We start from the raw sequence: 13,751 nt of genomic DNA, 5'->3' as shown, positions 1-13,751 counted from the left end.
AATCTCGTGGGCGCGAAGGAGGCCACCGAGCGGCTGAAGGCGTGCATGTCCGTGGAGGACCCCGGTTCGGGCGCGGCCCTCGCCGTGGGCCCCATGGAGCGGTCGCTGGCCGACCTGTGGGCCCGTACGGCCGAGCCCATGGACGCGGCCGCGCGGGCCGAACTGCGGTGCGCGATGGACACGATGCTGGACAGCTGGATGTGGGAGCTGCACAACCAGGCGCAGCACCGCATCCCGGACCCGGTGGACTATCTGGAGATGCGCCGGCACACCTTCGGCTCCGAGCTGACGATGCTGCTGTGCCGGCTGCGGCACAGCAACGATCTGGGGCCGGAGATCTACCGCAGCGGTACGGTGCGGAGTCTGGAGAGCTCGGCGGCCGACTACGGGATGCTCATCAACGACCTCTTCTCCTACCAGAAGGAGATCGAGGTCGAGGGTGAGGTGCACAACGGCGTGCTGGTGGTGCAGAACTTCTTCGACTGCGACTACCCGACCGGTGTGGCGATCATCGACGATCTGATGAAGGGCCGCATGCGTCAGTTCCTCCACGTCAAGGAGCATGAACTGCCGCTGCTGTACGAGGACTTGGAGGTGGACGAGGCCGGGCGGGCCGCGCTGGAGTCCTATGTGCGGGAGCTGGAGGACTGGATGGTGGCCATCCTCAACTGGCACCGCAAGATCCGCCGGTACGGCGCACAGGACGTGCACCGGGGCAGCGGTACGCCGCTGGTGCGGAGCCTGGCGCAGGGCCTGCCGTACGGGCCGACGGGGATGGGCACCTCGGCGGCCCGGGTACCGGCGCTGCTGGCGCCGTAGGCGCGGCCGGTCAGCGGTCTTGGCCGCGGGCGCCGCGGAGCTGGTCCAGTTCGCGGCGCTCGCGCTTGGTCGGGCGGCCCGCGCCCCGGTCACGGACACCGGCCAGGGCGACGTGCTCGCGCGGCGGCGGGGGCGGGCTGTTGTCGACGTAGGCCTCGGCGGCGACCGGCGGTCCGACCCGCTTGGCCAGCACCCGCCGCACCTCGACGATCCGCTCCCGTCCGGCGTGGAAGAGCCGGACCTCGTCGCCCACCTTCACGGGCTGGGCGGGCTTGGCGCGCTCCCCGTTGACACGGACGTGCCCGGCCCGGCAGGCCGTGGCGGCCTGGGAGCGGGTCTTGGTGAGGCGTACCGCCCAGATCCAGCTGTCGACCCGTGCGGTCGCGTTGCCCTCGTCGGAAGCCATGGTGCGACTCTACAAGTTCAGCCCTGCTGGAACAGCTCCGCGGGCAGCGGCTTGAGCAGCGCGTACAGGTCGTCCGTGATGGGCCGGTCCCAACTGGCGATGGTCACGAGGACGTTGTCGCTGCGGTCGAACTGGACGCAGGAGATACGGCTCTCGGAGAGCTTGAGGCGGCGCACGATCAGCAGGTTGTCACCCTGCATGACGGGGACGACCTCGACGGGCTCGTCGTTCTCCAGGGCCGCGAGGAGCTGGGCGACCTCGAAGGGGATCTGGCCCTCGGCGAGCTCGCGGGCGGGCGATCCCTCCGGCAGATTGCCGATGATCATCGCGGGGCCGCGGCCGCCGAAGAGGTCGTAGCGCAGGAAGACGCCCTGGCAGCTGCCGTCGGGCGCGGGCAGCAGGCCGGCGCCGAGATTTCCGGGCCAGTCCCCCGGGTCCATGGCCAGGACGTCGAAGTCCGGGCCCGCGGGTGTGGCGGCGCTGCGGCGGCGGAGGAAGGACATGCCGCCATGGTACGTGTCCGGACGCGTCCCGCGTCGCCGGGCCTAGGCCGCTCCCTCGGCCAGCTCGCGCAGCACGGTCAGGGCGTCACCCGCGCGGCCCTGGTCCACGAAGAGGTGGTCGTGGTGGAAGCCCGCGACGACGTTGCAGCTGATCCCGGCGCCGGCGAGCGCGGTGGAGACGGCGGCGGTGAGGCCGACGGCGTCCAGCGCCGAGTGGACACGGAGCGTGATCCAGGCGGCCACGTAGTCGTACGGCAGGGAGGCGGCGTCGGCCTCGGCCTGGCGGACGACGAGGGTGAGGGCCTCGGTCTCGGCGACGGTGACGACGGGGTGGACGCCGGGTGGTACGGCGGGGCCGGGGACGGTGGTGAAGACGTAGGGCCCGGGGTTGAGCCGGGGCCGCATGCCGGTCAGGAGCCTGGTCAGATCATGTTCGCCGCTCATGATCACCACGATAGGCGGGTGACGGTGCCGGTGGGTCGGCCGCGCCCGGGGCGCCCGGGCCGCGATCATGGGCACGCTCCGTGGCTCGTTGCCCGCGGAGCGGAGGAGGTACCCGTTGAGCATCCTCGGTTCCCGGGCCGTCCGCGCGGCCACCGTCCTCGCCGCCTGCGTGCTCGTGGGCTGCGCCACCGCCGTGACGGCGCCCGTCTCCCAGGCCGGTCCCCCGCCCGGCACCCGGCCCGGTTTCTCGGCCGATCCGGCCCGAGCGGCGCTCGTACGGCTGCTGCCGCGCCATGCCCGTCAGTTCGCGCTGGAGCCGGTGGCCCGGCCGGCGTCCGGAGACTACTTCGCCGTGTCGGGGCGGGCCGGGGCCGTACGGGTCCGGGGTACCAGCCCGGCCGTGCTGCTGACCGGTGTGAACTGGTACCTCAAACACACCGCGAAGGTCGACATCGGCTGGCCTGGTACGAGCACCGAACGGCTCCCGGCGACGCTGCCCGCCCCGCGCGCCGAGCGCAGGGCCGCGGCGGTGCCGCACCGGTTCGCACTCAACGACACCGACGACGGCTACTCCGGCGCGTACCGCGGCTGGGCGGCGTACGAGCGTCAGATCGACCTGCTCGCGCTGCACGGCGTGAACGAGGTGTTCGTGCAGGTGGGCGCGGACGCCGTGTACGCGCGGGCGCTGCGCGAATTCGGATACTCGGGGCAGGAGCTTCGTGCCTGGATTCCGGGGCCCGCGCACCAGCCGTGGTGGCTGATGCAGAACCTGTCGGCGTTCGGCGGCCCGGTCACCGAGCGGCTCCTGGACGACCGGGCCAGGCTCGGGCGGCGGATCGCGGACCGGCTGCGGCAGCTGGGCATGACGCCGGTCCTGCCGGGGTACTTCGGGACGGTCCCGCCGGGGTTCGCCGAGCGCCGGCCGGGCGGGCGGACCGTGCCGCAGGGCACGTGGGCCGCCTTCGCCCGGCCGGACTGGCTGGACCCGCGCGTCCCCCTCTTCGGCCAGGTGGCCGAGGCGTTCTACCGCCACCAGAAGCGGATCTTCGGCACGTCGACGCTGTACAAGATGGATCTGCTGCACGAGGGCGGCAGCGCGGGCGACGTGCCCGTCGGGGCAGCGGCCGCCGCCGTCATGAAGGCGCTGCAGACCGCGCGGCCCGGCGCCGTCTGGGTGCTGCTGGGCTGGCAGAAGAACCCGTCCGTGGAGGTGATCGACGCGGTCGACAAGAGCCGGCTGCTGATCGTGGACGGCTACTCCGACCGGCGGGACGGGCTCGACCGGGAAACGTCGTGGCGCGGCGCCCCGTACGCGTTCGGCACGATCCCGAACTTCGGCGGGCACACGACCCTGGGCGCCAACACCGCCGTGTGGACGGAGCGGTTCGAGCGGTGGCGGACCAAGCCGGACAGCGCGCTGCGCGGGATCGCGTTTCTGCCCGAGGCCACCGGCGGCAATCCGGCCGCGTGCGAGCTGTTTACCGAACTCGCGTGGCGGACCGGGCCGTTGGACCAGGCCGGCTGGTTCGCGTCGTACGCCGCCCGCCGCTACGGCGCGGCCGATCCGCACGCGGTCGCGGCGTGGGAGCTGCTGCGCCGGGGCCCGTACAGCACCCCGGCCGGGAAGTGGAGCGAGCCGCAGGACAGCCTGTTCACCGCCCGGCCGAGCCTCACGGCGGGCAAGGCGGCCCGCTGGAGCCCGGCGGAGATGCGCTACGACGCCACGACGGTGAGCCGGGCGCTGACGGAGCTGCTGAAGGTTGCGCCCGCGCTGCGGGGCACCGACGCGTACCGGTTCGATCTGGTGGACGTGGCCCGGCAGGCCCTCGCCAACCGCAGCCGTACGCTGCTGCCGCTGATCAAGGGCGCGTACGAGACCAGGGACCTGGCGGGCTTCCGGACGCTCACAGGGCGATGGCTGTCGCATCTGACGCTGCTCGACGAGCTGCTCGCCACCGACGAGCGGTTCCTGCTCGGGCCGTGGCTGGAGGCGGCGAAGGCGTGGGGCACCACCGACGAGGAGCGGGCCCGGTGGGAGTTCGACGCCCGGTCGGTCCTCACCACGTGGGGGCCGCGGGCGGGCAGTGAGGTGGGCCATCTGCACGACTACGCGAACCGGGAGTGGGCCGGCCTGGTCTCAGGCTTCTACGCGCCGCGCTGGTCGGCGTATTTCGCCGGCCTGGAGACGGCGCTGGTGACGGGCCGGGCGCCGGTGGCGATCGACTGGTTCGCCGTGGAGAACGCCTGGAACCTGAAGCGGGACGCCTATCCCGTACGAGCCGTGGGCGATCCGTACGAACAGGCGTCCCGGGTCCGCGACGTGCTGGCCGGGGGCTGACGCGGTGTCAGGCGCGCGGTGTCACGTCAGGTCGAATTCCCCGTCACGCGCGTTGAGGACGAAGGCCCGCCATTCGGCGGGGGTGAAGATCAGCGACGGGACCTCGGGCCGGCCCGCGTTGCGCATCGCGACGAAGCCCTCGACGAAGGCGATCTGGACGTCCCCCGCGCCCTGGCTGCCCGACTGCCAGTCGGCGTTGCTGAGGTCGAGTTCCGGCTTCTCCCAGCTCGCGAAGGTGTGCTGGGTGGTGGTGCTCTCCGCCACGTCCGTGCTCCTCCCGCATCGTCGCCTTGGGGGGCCAGCCTAGCGATCAGCACCGGCGCCGCACAGGCCGCGGACCGAGGTCCGCGGCCTGTGCGTGTCAGGTGGTGGGCGGCTCGGCGCCGACCAGCCACATCGAGAAGAACTGGGCCCCGCCGCCGTAGGCGTGACCGAGCGCCCGGCGGGCCCCCTCGACCTGGTGCTCGCCGGCCTGGCCGCGGACCTGGAGGGCGGCCTCGGCGAAGCGGATCATGCCGGAGGCGCCGATGGGGTTGGTGGACAGGACTCCGCCGGACGGGTTGACGGGCAGGTCGCCGTCGAGTTCGGTGACGCCCGACTCGGTGAGTTTCCAGCCCTCGCCCTCGTCGGCGAAGCCGAGGTTCTCCAGCCACATCGGCTCGTACCAGGAGAAGGGGACGTACATCTCCACGGCGTCGACCTCCCGGCGCGGGTCGGTGATGCCGGCCTGGCGGTAGACGTCGGCGGCGCAGTCCTTGCCGGCCTGCGGGGAGACGAAGTCCTTGCCGGCGAAGAGGGTGGGTTCGCTGCGCATGGCGCCGCCGTGCAGCCAGGCGGGCGGGTGCGGGGCGCGGGCGGCGCCGGCGCGGTCGGTGAGGACCATGGCGCAGGCCCCGTCGGAGGACGGGCAGGTCTCCGAGTAGCGGATCGGGTCCCACAGCATCGGGGAGGCCTGCACCTTGGCGAGGGTGATGTCGTGTTCGTGGAGGTGGGCGTAGGGGTTCTTGAGGGCGTTGCGGCGGTCCTTGTACGCGACGAGGGAGCCTACGGTGTCGGGGGCGCCGGTGCGCCGCATGTAGGCCCGTACGTGCGGGGCGAAGAAGCCGCCCGCTCCGGCGAGCAGCGGTTGCTGGAACGGGATGGGCAGGGACAGGCCCCACATGGCGTTGGACTCGGACTGTTTCTCGAAGGCGAGGGTGAGGACGGTGCCGTGGACGCGGGCGGCGACGAGCTGGGCGGCGACCAGGGCGGTGGAGCCGCCGACCGATCCTGCGGTGTGGACGCGGAGCATCGGTTTGCCGACGGCGCCGAGCGCGTCGGCGAGGTAGAGCTCCGGCATCATCACGCCCTCGAAGAAGTCGGGGGCCTTGCCGATGACGACGGCGTCGATGTCCGCCCAGTCCAGGGCGGCGTCGTCGAGGGCGCGCCTGGCTGCTTCGCGGACGAGTCCGGCGAGGGAGACGTCCCGGCGGGCGGCGACGTGTTTGGTCTGGCCGATGCCGACGACGGCCACGGGCTCCTTACCGGACATGCGACTCCCCTTCGAGTACGGCGACCAGGTTCTGCTGGAGGCAGGGGCCGGAGGTGGCGTGGGCGAGGGCGCGGTCGCTCTCGCCTCGGTGGACGCGGGCGGCGGCCTCGCCGAGGCGGATCAGTCCGGCGGCCATGACCGGGTTGGCGGCGAGCGCTCCGCCGGAGGGGTTGACGCGCACGCTGTCGTCGAGGTCGAGGGCTTTGCGCAGGACGACTTCCTGGGAGGTGAAGGGGGCGTGGAGTTCGGCGGTGTCGACGGGCCGGTCGAAGGCGCCCGCCCGGCGGGCGGCGAGCCGGGTGGAGGGCGAGTCGGTGAGGTCGCGGACGCCGAGCGCGTGGGCCTCGACGCGGTGGTCCATGCCGCGGATCCAGGCGGGGCGTTCGCACAGCTCGCGGGCCTTGTCGCCGGCGGCGAGGACGACGGCGGCGGCGCCGTCGCCGATGGGCGGGCAGTCGCCGGTGCGCAGGGGGGCCACGACGTGGTCTCCGTGCGGCCGGGCGCCGGGGAGCTGGGCGTGCGGGTTGGTGGTGGCGGCGTCCCGGCTGCGGGCGGCGATCGCGGCGAGTTCGGCTTCGGTGGTGTCGCCCGCGTCGATCAGGGCCTGGGCCTGGAGGGCGGCGAGGGCGACCGAGTCGGGCCACAGCGGCGCGAGGTAGTAGGGGTCGAGCTGGCGGGAGAGGACGTCGCGTACGGATCCGGGTGAGGCCTTGCCGTAGGAGTAGACGAGCGCGGTGTCGCTCTCGCCGGTGAGCAGCTTCACCCAGGCCTCGTAGAGCGCCCAGGCGCCGTCGGTCTCGACGTGGGACTCGGAGATCGGGGGCCAGGCGCCGACGCCGTCGAGGGCCATGGTGAAGGAGAAGGCGCGGCCGGCGAGGTAGTCGCTCGATCCGGAGCAGGTGAAGCCGATGTCGGCGGTCTTGAGCCCGGTCCGCCGGAGCACCTCGTGCAGGACGGGCATGACCATCTCCACCTCGGAGAGCTCGTCGGTGCGCCGCCGGTGGTCGCTCTGGGCGAAGGCGACGATCGCGACGTCCCGGGAGGGTGCCATCAGAGCAGCTCCTTGTACGTGTCGTAGTCGGCGTCGGGTTCGCCGGTGGGCCGGTAGTGGTCGGGGTGGCGGGCACCGTCGGTCCAGACGGGTTCGACGCGCAGGCCCATGCGGACCTGGTCGTAGGGGATGCCGCCGATCCGGCCGTGCAGGGCGAGGTCGGCGCCGTCGAGCGCGATGTGCGCGTAGACGTACGGCACCTCGATGGCGTCGTTCATGGCGTTCTTCGCCTTGATGTTGACGATGCAGAAGGTGGTGACGGTGCCGCGGGGGCCGACCTCGACGTGGTCGGTGGTGGCGACGCCGCAGGTGGGGCAGGCGCCGCGGGGCGGGACGTAGACCTTGTGGCAGGAGGGGCAGCGCTCGCCGACGATCCGGCGGTCGGTGAGGGCGGTGAGGTGGTCGCTCTGGGCGCGGCCGGGGGTGTACGTGTAGTCGAGGCGGGCCGGGGCGACGATGCCGGAGACGGGGTCGTCGAACCGGCCGTCGTGGGTGGTGGGTCCGGTGTCCGGGGCGCTGTCGTGGGGCTCGAAGCAGGCGATGTCGGTGATGGCGCCGGTGCGTTCGGCAGCCCAGCGGACGCGGACCCGCAGGCCGGTGCGGACGGCGTCGGGGCCGGGGGCGTCGAGGGCGTGCAGCAGGGCGGTGTCGGCGCCGTCGAAGCGGACCAGGACCCAGGCGAACGGGGTGGCCAGGGGCTGGCCTCGGCGGGGCTCGGGGTTCCAGGCCCAGGTGGTGACGGTGCCGGTCTCGGCGACCTGGACGAGGTCGCGCAGCTCGCCGGCGGTCTCGGGGTCGTACTCGACGGGCGGTACGAGGACCTGCCCGCGCTCGGTCCGGACCCCGAGTACGGTCCGCTCCCGCAGCCCGGTGAGGAAGGCGGACTGGACGGGGCCGAGGGAGCGGGTGAAGGGGAACTCGACGACAAGGGGGGCGCTGAGTGCCTGCGGCGCGGGGGCGGGTGACATGTGCGGGCTCCTAGGTGGCCGGCGGGGTGCGGGCGGGGGAGGGCTCATGCGCGGCGAGGGCGCCCCGGCGGGGCGGCGTCGCGGGCCTGGGGCGCTACTCGCGGCGGTACACCGGCGGGCGCTTCTCCGCGAAGGCGCGGGCGCCCTCCTTGGCGTCGGCGGTGTCGAAGACGGGCCAGCCGCGCTTGAGTTCGGCGGCGAGTCCGTCGGTCTCGGTCATTTCCACGGTCTCGTAGACGGACGCCTTCACGGCCTCCACGGCGAGCGGGCCGCAGGCGTTGATCCGGTCGGCGATCTCCAGGGCCTTGGTGAGCGCCGTGCCGTCGGGGACGACGTGGCCGACGAGTCCGATCCGGGCGGCTTCCGCGGCGCTGTAGGGGCGGCCGGTGAGGAGCATCTCCAGGGCGTGGGCGCGCGGGATCTGGCGCGGGAGGCGTACGGTCGAACCGCCGATGGGGAACAGGCCGCGGGCGACCTCGAAGAGTCCGAAGGTGGCGCCGGCGGCGGCGACCCGGATGTCGGTGCCCTGGAGGATCTCCGTACCGCCCGCGACGCAGTGGCCCTCGACGGCGGCGATGACGGGTTTGCGGGGCCGGTGGTGGCGGAGCATCGCCTTCCAGTGCAGGTCGGGGTCGGCACGCAGCCGCTCCCGGTACCGCTCGCCCTCCATGCCCTTGCCGGCGAGGGCCTTGAGGTCCATGCCGGCGCAGAACGTGCCGCCCGCGCCGGTGAGCACGATCGAGCGCACGGTGTCGTCGGCGTCGGCCTCCATCCAGCCGTCGTGGAGACCCACCAGCATCGGCAGTGAGAGCGCGTTCTTCGCCTCGGGCCGGTTGAGCGTGAGTATCAGTGTGGCGCCTTCGCGCCGCACGGTGAGGTGTTCGGTGCCAGCCATGGCCGTCCTCCCGTCTCAGACCTAGAACAGGTTGCAGGAGGCGGGGGTCCAGTTCAATAGTTTTCTGACACTCAGTCAGATTCTTCTGCGCGGCCCCTTCCCTCCTCCGCCGCACGGCGCTCTAATGACCGCCAGCCAGTTGGGGCCGCGGTCAGGAGGAACGGTGGAGTACAACCTTGCCGACCTGTTCGAGTCGGTCGTCGACGCGGTCCCGGGCCGTGAGGCGCTCGTGTACCTCGACCACCCCGGCACCGGGGCGGAACGCCGGCTGACGTACGCCGCGCTCGACGTGGCCGCCAACCGCCTCGCCCACCACCTGACCGACTCCGGCATCCGGCCGGGTGAGCATCTGGGGCTGCACCTCTACAACGGCGTCGAGTACCTCCAGACGGTCCTCGCCTGCCTGAAGGCGCGGATCGTCCCGGTCAACGTCAACTACCGCTACGTGGAGGAGGAGTTGGTCCATCTCTACCGGGACGCCGATCTGGCCGCGCTCGTCTTCGACGCCGAGTTCACCGGGCGGGTCGCCGCCGCGCTGCCGCGGACGGAGAAGCTGCGGCACCTCGTGCGGGTGGGGACCCCGCCCCAGGGCGCGCCCGGTCTGGACTGCGCGGCCTTCGCCGACGCGGAGGCGGCGGGTTCACCGGCACGGGGCTTCGCGCCCCGCTCGGCCGACGACCTCTTCATCATCTACACCGGCGGGACGACGGGGATGCCCAAGGGCGTCATGTGGCGCCAGGAGGACCTGTTCTTCGCCGGCCTCGGCGGCGGCGCGCCGACCGGCGAGCCGGTGAAGAGCCCGGAGGAGCTGGCCGAACGGGTGGCGGCGGCGGGCGAGGGCATCACCTTCTTCCCCACTCCCCCGCTCATGCACGGCACCTCCACGCTCACCGCCTTCATCGGCTTCAACTTCGGCCAGCGGGTGGTGCTGCACCGCAAGTACGTACCCGAGGAGGTCCTGCGGACCATCGGGCGGGAGAAGGTCACCAGCGTCTCCCTGGTCGGCGACGCCATGCTGCGCCCACTGATCGACGCGCTGAACGGCCCGCTGAAGGGCGCCGATCTCTCCTCGCTGTTCAGCGTCTCCTCGTCCGGCGCGATCATGTCCGAGACCGTACGGCGCGAGTTCGCGGACCTCGCGCCGCATGTGATGCTGCTGAACAACTTCGGCTCCTCCGAGTCCGGTTTCAACGGCACCGCCACCGACGACTCGGGCCCCGAGCGTGGCTTCCGGCTCCGGGTCAACGCCCGTACGCAGGTGGTGGATCCGGCGACGTACGAACCGGCCGCCCCCGGCGAGCCGGGGCGGATCGCCCAGCGCGGCCATGTCCCGCTGGGCTACTACAACGACCCGGTCAAGACCGCCGAGACCTTCTTCCAGCGGGGCGGGGAGCGGTGGGTGCTGCTCGGGGACATGGCCACCGTCGACGAGGACGGCGTCGTCACCGTCCTCGGCCGCGGCTCGCAGTGCATCAACACCGGCGGCGAGAAGGTCTATCCGGAGGAGGTCGAGCAGGCGCTCAAGTCCCATCCCGACGTCTACGACGCTCTGGTGGCCGGGGTGCCGGACGCGACCTGGGGCAACCACGTGGCCGCGGTGGTCCAGCTGCGGGCCGGCGCCCGGGCCCTGGACCTGGCGGCCGTGCAGGCGCACTGCCGCACCCGGCTCGCCGGGTACAAGGTCCCCCGCCAGTTGGTGCTCACCGACCACATCCAGCGCTCGCCCAGCGGCAAGGCGGACTACCGCTGGGCGCGGTCGGTGGCGGCGGCCGAGGAGACCGCCGGCTGATCGCCCCGGGGCGCGTGTCAGGCGCCGACGCCGAAGTCCCGTACGGCGGAAAGGAAGGCGTCCGGTTCCGATTCGTGGATCATGTGACCGGTCTCGATCGTGACCAGACGGCCGTCGGGGAGTTGTCCGGCCATCCAGGCCAGCTGTTCCTGCGGGAGGTGGCTGTTCTCGCCGCCGCCGATCAGCAGGGTCGGTGTGGTGAGCCCGGTGAGGTCGTCGCGCCACCCCGGATCGGGGGCGTTCAGCTGCGCGTCGGTGGCCACCACCACGCCCCAGTCGAAGCCGGGCTCGCCCTCCGGCACCGGGACGGGTCCGCGCGGCGGGTCGAGCGGGAAGAACACCGGCGCGTCCTCCAGGACCAGCCGGCCGATGAGGCCGGGCTCCCGGGCGGCCAGGAGGCAGGCGGCGGCGCCGCCCATCGAGTGCCCGATCACCTCGGCGCCGGTGAGGCCGAGCGCCGTGAGGAAGCCGCCGAGCTCGTCGCGGAAGACGTCGAAGCCGTAGCGGCCCGGCCGCTCGCTCAGACCGTGGCCCCGCAGGTCGAGGGCGTACACCCGGCGGGTCGCCGCCAGCTCGCGGGCGATCGGGGCCCAGTCGGCGCCGCTGCCACCACGGCCGTGCACCAGCACGAGCGGCGGAGCGTCCTCCTCACCCCAGGTGCGGTAGGCGAGGCGGACCCCGTCGACCGTGACCGTGGAGACCTCCGGGTCGAGGAAGGCGGCGACCGTACGGGCGAAGGCGGCCGGGTCGTCGACCCACGGGTAGTGCCCGGCGCCGGGCTGGACGGCAAGCTCAGCCTGCGGGAACAGCGCGGCGAGCTCCGCGGCCCGGGCCGGCGTCGGGCCACCGTCCCAGGCGCCGGCCAGGACCAGGACGGGCGCGGTGACGGCGGCGAGTGCGGCCCGGGTGGCCTCGGGGTCGAAGGCGCCCTCGCCGTAGTAGCGCTCCAGGGCGTCCCAGTTCACCTCGTCGCCGGTGGCGGCGGCATGGGCCTGGGCGGCCTCGTCCCAGCGTCCGTACGCGAGCGGGGCGACCAGCTCGTGCAGGGCCCGCATCGTGATGTCGGCGGGCAGCGCGTCCAGGGCGGCGCGGATCCCGGGGTACCACGGCTGGTCGGCGTGGACCTCGACGGCCTTGTCCCACTCCTCGTCGGTGACCTCGATGCCGACGGCGCGGACACCGGGGGTGACCAGGGTGAGCGAGCGCACGCGCGCGGGGTGGGCCGCCGCGTACAGGGTGGCGAGGTTCCCACTCGCGGAGTGGCCGAGGAGGTCCATCCGGTCGAGCCCCAGGTGGGTGCGGAGGGCCTCGACGTCGGCGACCAGCCGGTCGCAGCGGTACGACGCGGGGTCGGCGGGGGTCCCCGAGTCGCCGGTGCCGCGGTGGTCGAGCAGGATGAGCATGCGGTGGGCGGTCAGCCCGCCGAGGTCGCCGAGGTAGGCGGAGGCCCGCATCGGCCCGCCCGGCAGGCAGACCAGAGGCTCCCCCTCCCCTCGTATGTGATAGGCGAGTTCGGTTCCGTCGTACGTGGTGAACATCGGCATGACGCCGATCCTCACGGGCCGTGATGATCATGGCAACCGAGTTCGCCGACAGCGCGATACGGTGGAAGGCCACCACCCCTCATGTGAAGGAAGCGCACCGCTGTGCCCGTAACACCTGAGAACGCGGCCGCCCCTGCCCTGACCGGCGACTGCGCGAACTGCTTCGGGCTGTGCTGTGTCGCGCTCCCCTTCGCGAAGTCCGCGGACTTCGCGGTGAACAAGCCGTCCGGGACGCCCTGCCGGAACCTCCAGGAGGACTTCCGGTGCGGCATCCACACCGAGCTGCGCACGCGGGGCTTCTCCGGCTGCACGGTCTACGACTGCTTCGGCGCCGGCCAGAAGGTGTCCCAGGTCACCTTCGGCGGCCAGGACTGGCGTACGGCCCCGGGTACGGCGCAGCAGATGTTCGATGTGTTTCCGGTGATGCGCCAGCTCCATGAGCTGCTGCGCTACCTCACCGAGGCGCTGTCGCTGCGCGCCACCCGCTCGATCCACGCCGATCTGCGCCGCGCGCTGGAGAAGGTGGAGCGGCTGACCGAGGGCGGGCCCGAGGAGCTGGCGGCGCTGGACGTGGCGGCCGAGCGGGCCGAGGTGAACGTCCTGCTGCTGAAGACGAGCTCGCTGGTACGGGCCACGGCGGGCCGCAAGACCAAGAGCCGGCGCGGCGCCGACCTGATCGGGGCGAAGCTGCGCGGCGCGGACCTGCGGGGGGCGGACCTGCGGGGCGCCCTGATGATCGCCGCCGACCTGAAGGGCGCCGATCTCACGCTCGCGGATCTGATCGGCGTGGACTTCCGGGACGCGGATCTGTCGGGCGCCGATCTGACCCGGAGCCTCTTCCTCACCCAGCCGCAGGTCAACGCGGCGAAGGGGGACGCGGCGACGCGGCTGCCCAAGGGGCTGTCGCGTCCGGCGCACTGGACGCGCTAGCTAGCGCGCCGAGGGCTCGTACACGTACGGCGTCGTGGTGGTGAGGGGCGCGAAGCCGAGGCGTTCGAGGACGGGGCGGCTCTGCTCGGAGGCGTCGACCTGGAGGTAGCGGTGGCCCCGCTCCGCGGCGATCTTGGCGCGGTGGGCGATCAGCGCCCGGTAGATGCCCTTACCGCGCCAGCCTTCGACGGTGCCGCCGCCCCACAGCCCGGCGAAGCCGATGCCGGGGCTGAGCTCCAGTCGCGCCCCGCTGACCGGGGTGTCGCCGGCCATGGCGACCACGGCGGCGACCTCGTCGGGCGTGGTCGTCAACTGGTCGAGGAGTCGGCGGCCGATCCGCGAGCTGTCCGTGCCGAACGCCCGGTCATGGACCTCGGTCAGCAGCCGGACGCCCGCGGCGTCGGTGACCGGGCGCAGGGTGACCCCGTCGGGCGGTGGCGTGTCCAAGGGAAGGTCGTCGATGTCGGCGACCATGAGGGTCTCCGCGGGTTCGGCGGTGAAGCCGGCGGCGAGGAGCCGGCCGGGGAGGTCGG

Annotated in this window: 14 protein-coding genes; 4 read left to right on the top strand and 10 right to left on the bottom strand. The window is 73.0% G+C overall.

The window, feature by feature from the left end; genetic code table 11:
• Nucleotides 1-819, top strand: an 819-nt coding sequence (locus tag IEZ01_RS34845) for a terpene synthase family protein (RefSeq protein WP_444545483.1), incomplete at its 5' end; no start/stop codon positions are given.
• A 10-nt stretch (nt 820-829) separates the two neighbouring features.
• Here the strand turns inward: IEZ01_RS34845 and IEZ01_RS12230 are convergent.
• Genes IEZ01_RS12230 through IEZ01_RS12220 form a run of 3 tightly spaced genes read right to left on the bottom strand, consistent with a single transcriptional unit; the run spans nt 830 to nt 2,172 of the window.
• On the bottom strand, nt 830-1,225 hold the full coding sequence (locus tag IEZ01_RS12230) for an RNA-binding S4 domain-containing protein (protein ID WP_019883994.1): 396 nt from the start codon (nt 1,223-1,225) through the stop codon (nt 830-832).
• Nucleotides 1,226-1,242: 17 nt separating this feature from the next.
• The gene (locus tag IEZ01_RS12225; protein WP_189201637.1) at nt 1,243-1,728 is read right to left on the bottom strand and encodes a hypothetical protein; all 486 of its coding nucleotides are present in this window, start codon (nt 1,726-1,728) and stop codon (nt 1,243-1,245) included.
• Nucleotides 1,729-1,770: 42 nt separating this feature from the next.
• Nucleotides 1,771-2,172 carry an ACT domain-containing protein gene (locus tag IEZ01_RS12220; protein WP_028797192.1) on the bottom strand — a complete coding sequence of 134 codons (402 nt, stop codon included), beginning with the start codon at nt 2,170-2,172 and terminating at the stop codon, nt 1,771-1,773.
• A gap of 115 nt (nt 2,173-2,287) precedes the next feature.
• Between IEZ01_RS12220 and IEZ01_RS12215 the strand changes: the two genes are divergently transcribed.
• A complete protein-coding gene (locus IEZ01_RS12215; protein ID WP_189201635.1) occupies nt 2,288-4,510 on the top strand; it encodes an alpha-N-acetylglucosaminidase in 2,223 nt (740 codons plus the stop codon).
• A 21-nt stretch (nt 4,511-4,531) separates the two neighbouring features.
• On the opposite strand, the gene IEZ01_RS12210 is transcribed toward IEZ01_RS12215, so the two are convergent.
• The 5 genes from IEZ01_RS12210 to IEZ01_RS12190 all read right to left on the bottom strand — a co-directional run bounded on the left by IEZ01_RS12210 (nt 4,532) and on the right by IEZ01_RS12190 (nt 8,955).
• Complete coding sequence (locus tag IEZ01_RS12210; RefSeq protein WP_019883999.1) at nt 4,532-4,774, bottom strand: DUF397 domain-containing protein; 243 nt, start codon at nt 4,772-4,774, stop codon at nt 4,532-4,534.
• A gap of 97 nt (nt 4,775-4,871) precedes the next feature.
• Nucleotides 4,872-6,041, bottom strand: coding sequence for a thiolase family protein (locus IEZ01_RS12205; protein ID WP_189201634.1), 1,170 nt, complete (start codon nt 6,039-6,041; stop codon nt 4,872-4,874).
• Entirely contained in the window at nt 6,031-7,092 is a 1,062-nt protein-coding gene (locus tag IEZ01_RS12200; RefSeq protein WP_189201632.1) for a thiolase family protein, read from the bottom strand. Before IEZ01_RS12200 ends, IEZ01_RS12205 begins: the two co-directional genes overlap by 11 nt.
• Nucleotides 7,092-8,060: a Zn-ribbon domain-containing OB-fold protein gene (locus IEZ01_RS12195; protein ID WP_189201629.1), complete on the bottom strand. Its 969-nt coding sequence runs from the start codon at nt 8,058-8,060 to the stop codon at nt 7,092-7,094. Before IEZ01_RS12195 ends, IEZ01_RS12200 begins: the two co-directional genes overlap by 1 nt.
• A 94-nt stretch (nt 8,061-8,154) precedes the next feature.
• Nucleotides 8,155-8,955 (bottom strand): crotonase/enoyl-CoA hydratase family protein, encoded by an 801-nt coding sequence (locus IEZ01_RS12190; RefSeq protein WP_189201627.1) that lies wholly within the window; start codon nt 8,953-8,955, stop codon nt 8,155-8,157.
• A gap of 163 nt (nt 8,956-9,118) precedes the next feature.
• On the opposite strand from IEZ01_RS12190, the gene IEZ01_RS12185 reads away from it, so the two are divergent.
• Nucleotides 9,119-10,744 (top strand): acyl-CoA synthetase, encoded by a 1,626-nt coding sequence (locus IEZ01_RS12185; protein WP_189201625.1) that lies wholly within the window; start codon nt 9,119-9,121, stop codon nt 10,742-10,744.
• Nucleotides 10,745-10,761: 17 nt separating this feature from the next.
• Here IEZ01_RS12185 and IEZ01_RS12180 read toward each other — a convergent pair whose 3' ends face one another.
• Nucleotides 10,762-12,288 carry an alpha/beta fold hydrolase gene (locus IEZ01_RS12180; protein WP_189201623.1) on the bottom strand — a complete coding sequence of 509 codons (1,527 nt, stop codon included), beginning with the start codon at nt 12,286-12,288 and terminating at the stop codon, nt 10,762-10,764.
• A 102-nt stretch (nt 12,289-12,390) separates the two neighbouring features.
• Between IEZ01_RS12180 and IEZ01_RS12175 the strand changes: the two genes are divergently transcribed.
• Nucleotides 12,391-13,218 carry a pentapeptide repeat-containing protein gene (locus IEZ01_RS12175; protein WP_189201621.1) on the top strand — a complete coding sequence of 276 codons (828 nt, stop codon included), beginning with the start codon at nt 12,391-12,393 and terminating at the stop codon, nt 13,216-13,218.
• Here IEZ01_RS12175 and IEZ01_RS34840 read toward each other — a convergent pair.
• On the bottom strand, nt 13,219-13,751 hold a 533-nt coding region (locus IEZ01_RS34840), incomplete at its 5' end, for a GNAT family N-acetyltransferase (RefSeq protein ID WP_229832898.1).

This window comes from Streptomyces purpureus (assembly GCF_014648195.1).
Classification (GTDB): domain Bacteria; phylum Actinomycetota; class Actinomycetes; order Streptomycetales; family Streptomycetaceae; genus Streptomyces; species Streptomyces purpureus.
Note: the sequence above shows the minus strand (reverse complement) of the source record. Positions and strands in the feature narration are given on the sequence as shown.

Excerpts from the sequence above, each read along its gene's own strand:
- IEZ01_RS12230 (WP_019883994.1), bottom strand. The coding sequence starts at position 1,225 with ATGGCTTCCGACGAGGGCAACGCGACCGCACGGGTCGACAGCTGGATC.
- IEZ01_RS12225 (WP_189201637.1), bottom strand. The coding sequence starts at position 1,728 with ATGTCCTTCCTCCGCCGCCGCAGCGCCGCCACACCCGCGGGCCCGGAC.
- IEZ01_RS12220 (WP_028797192.1), bottom strand. The coding sequence starts at position 2,172 with ATGAGCGGCGAACATGATCTGACCAGGCTCCTGACCGGCATGCGGCCC.
- IEZ01_RS12205 (WP_189201634.1), bottom strand. The coding sequence starts at position 6,041 with ATGTCCGGTAAGGAGCCCGTGGCCGTCGTCGGCATCGGCCAGACCAAA.
- IEZ01_RS12200 (WP_189201632.1), bottom strand. The coding sequence starts at position 7,092 with ATGGCACCCTCCCGGGACGTCGCGATCGTCGCCTTCGCCCAGAGCGAC.
- IEZ01_RS12195 (WP_189201629.1), bottom strand. The coding sequence starts at position 8,060 with ATGTCACCCGCCCCCGCGCCGCAGGCACTCAGCGCCCCCCTTGTCGTC.
- IEZ01_RS12190 (WP_189201627.1), bottom strand. The coding sequence starts at position 8,955 with ATGGCTGGCACCGAACACCTCACCGTGCGGCGCGAAGGCGCCACACTG.
- IEZ01_RS12180 (WP_189201623.1), bottom strand. The coding sequence starts at position 12,288 with ATGCCGATGTTCACCACGTACGACGGAACCGAACTCGCCTATCACATA.